The sequence below is a fragment of the Mycobacterium sp. E2238 genome (genome assembly GCF_001672665.1).
Taxonomy (GTDB): domain Bacteria; phylum Actinomycetota; class Actinomycetes; order Mycobacteriales; family Mycobacteriaceae; genus Mycobacterium.
In genome coordinates, this window is the sequence record NZ_LZKF01000214.1 from 1 (window position 1) to 600 (window position 600).

General features: G+C 70.8%; 1 protein-coding gene and 1 pseudogene. One reads left to right on the forward strand and one right to left on the reverse strand.

The features are described 5' to 3' along the window. Positions 1-98, reverse strand: a pseudogene (locus tag A5711_RS27740) (TetR/AcrR family transcriptional regulator); the annotation flags it as partial. A gap of 142 nt (positions 99-240) precedes the next feature. Between A5711_RS27740 and A5711_RS19655 the strand changes: the two are divergent. Next, a partial coding sequence (locus A5711_RS19655) for a TetR/AcrR family transcriptional regulator (RefSeq protein WP_156745000.1) occupies positions 241-600 on the forward strand: 360 nt, incomplete at its 3' end.

The window sequence follows — 600 nt, forward strand, 5'->3', positions numbered from 1 at the left end:
CCCACCGTGGCCACACAGCGCATGGCGGCGACGATGATCCGCCGGCGGGTCTCCTCGCCGCTGGCGCCGACCGGGCGCCCACGCTGCGCCCGCGTCACCGTGCTCTCCCCACTCGCGCGTCCTGTCCGCCGGCTCTCGTGCCCGACACCGTCGAATATAATCGAGTGATCGATTAGTTCCGGCTTCCGCGCGGAGGTGCGCAGTGTGTGATGGACCGGCCCGCGGCGGGTTCCGCGCGGCATGAGCGTCGCACCGTCGCAATTGGGCCGCCCGGTCGGCGCCAGCGGCGAGGAGACCCGCCGGCGGATCATCGTCGCCGCCATGCGCTGTGTGGCCACGGTGGGATACTCGCGAGCCACCATCCGTGAGATCGCTCGCACCGCGAACGTCACGAGCGCCAGCCTGTACAACTACTTTCCGAACAAGGCCGAGTTGATCAAGGCCGCGATCGCGGCACGCACCGACGTCGCGTTGCCCCGGCTGCGGGCGGCCGCCGCGGGCCCCGGGACCGCCATCGATCAGATCGAGGCGGTGCTCGACGAATCGGGCCGGCTGATGCGCGAGTATCCGGATCTCGCCGCCTTCGAGTGGGTGATCCGC